The following is a 2,170-nucleotide window of genomic DNA, read 5'->3' as shown; positions in this document are numbered from 1 at the left end:
TTACAGCGAAGTACAAAAAACGAAAGGCAATAAAGCAGGTGGTGAACCGATTTATGAAGAAATTCCAAATACGGTAGATAGAACCTATGCTAAAGTCGGCGACGCTAACGCAAATCGTCAATCCAAAGCAGCGGAAGAGCCGATTTACAGCGAAGTGCAAAAAACAAAAGGCAATAAAGCAGGTAGCGAACCGATTTATGAAGAAATTCCAAATACGGTAGATAGAACCTATGCTAAAGTCGGCGACACTGACGCAAGTCGTCAATCCAAAGCACCGGAAGAACCACTTTACGAAGAAATTCCGGCAGTAAGTGCGGTTAAAAATAAAGGTAAACCTGTATTACCGGAATTACCTGCAATACCGCAAAGCAGTAACACAAAAGCAGATCATACGGAAAGTGATTATGCGGAAATTCCGGCAGTAAGTGCGGTTAAAAATAAAGGTAAACCTGTATTACCGGAATTACCTGCAATACCGCAAAGCAGCAACACAAAAGCAGATCATACAGAAAGTGATTATGCGGAAATTCCGGCAGTAAGTGCGGTTAAAAATAAAGGTAGACCTGTATTACCAGAATTACCGGCTGTGCCACAAAGTGCTAATACCAAAGTGAATAACGCAGAAAGTGATTACGCAGAAATTCCGGCACTAAGTGCGGTTGAAAATAAAGCGAAACGTCCGTTACCTGAAGTACCACAAAGTGGCAATACCAAAGTGAATGACGTTGAAAGTGATTACGCGGAAATTCCGGCTATTCAACAAGGTAATGCGAATAACAATAACAGCCGTATGCTGGAGCAAGTACCAACGTTAGCAGAGGGCAAACCTAAAGCTGATCAAAGCGGAAGTCCTTCAATTTTTGAAAAAATTAAGAATTTCTTTAAAGGCCATAGCAAACAAGAAAATGCAGAAAAACAAGCGGATAAACGCACTGCGGAAACCGCAAGTAATGATCCTGCATCTCATAAACCAAACTATGATAACCTTGAAGATAACTTAAATCTGAAAGGATTATTAGAACTTGAAGCTAAACGTTATGATGAGTTTGAGCAAAATGTGTTAAATAACAGCGAGTTTTTAGCCGAGGCTCGTGATGCTGCGAAGAAAAGTGTACCTGAGGCAGTGTTGAAACAAATGGCCGGTACGCCTGAGCTTGACGATATTTTAACTGACGGTGCGAAGAAAACGGAACGTAAAATTAACGAAGCGTTACACTTTAAGCCAACAGAACAAGAATTTAATGACATTCAACAATTGGTTAAAAATTTACCGAAAAGTGATACATTAAAAGGCTTGCAGGAACAAACTCAAAGTATTGTCGATGCCTTGGCAGATACGTCTAAAACTATTCAACGCTCACCGGAGTTAAAAGATAAACTCAAAGGTGCGGTAGAAGAATTTTTGCGTAACAGCCAAGACGGGTTAACGGTTGAAAATATTGAAAAACTCAATCACGGTTTACGCCCTGATGAAGGCGAAAACAGAGTGCTGTACAAGAAGGAATCCTTAACGAAAGAAGATGCGATTTTTTCTAGCCCTCAAGCCTCAAAATTACAGCTTGCACAAACCATTGATTTTATCAATCAAGCAAAAGCGCAAGGCGTAGAACCAAGTGTACTGGCAGCTCTCGCATACCAACGCTTAATTGCTTACCACCCATTTGCGGAAGGGAATGGTCGAATGGCACGTGTTATCGTCAATAAATTGCTATTGGATGCAGGTTATCCGGCCTTTACAAAATTCAATAGTGAGTTTGAGCAAACAATCATTCCACAAACGGACAGCACTAAAAAAAGTGCAACCAGTCAAGATGTGGTGGCAGAGTTCTTGAAAATGCTTGGTCAAAAATCTATTGAAGATGCAAAACCGAAATTTGTCGAAGTAGAAAAACCATCTTCGTCGGCAGATGAAAATGCAGACTTATATGCCCAAATTGATCCAAGCAAGAAAAAGCCGAAAACTGAATCTGAGGAAGAGAAAGCGGCTCGTTTAGCGAAAGAAAAAGATGACTTACTGGGTGTCAAGCAGAGTGTACCAAGTGAAGATAATGCAGATTACATGACAATTAAACGTTCAAAATCAAGTGTTGAAGCGACAAAAGAGAGCCAAACAAAGGGTAATAACGTTGAAAGTAATGATTCAGCAATTCTAGCAGTAAGTGCGGTTAAA

At 40.3% G+C, this 2,170-nt stretch carries 1 protein-coding gene; it reads left to right on the top strand.

Annotated elements, in window-relative coordinates; all coding sequences use genetic code 11:
• Positions 1-2,170: Fic family protein (locus BKL49_RS11990; RefSeq protein ID WP_077425776.1), on the top strand; the 2,170-nt coding region annotated here is incomplete at both ends.

It is taken from the genome of Rodentibacter myodis, from assembly GCF_001999305.1.
Taxonomy (GTDB): domain Bacteria; phylum Pseudomonadota; class Gammaproteobacteria; order Enterobacterales; family Pasteurellaceae; genus Rodentibacter; species Rodentibacter myodis.
This window is presented reverse-complemented; position numbering and strand designations above follow the sequence as displayed.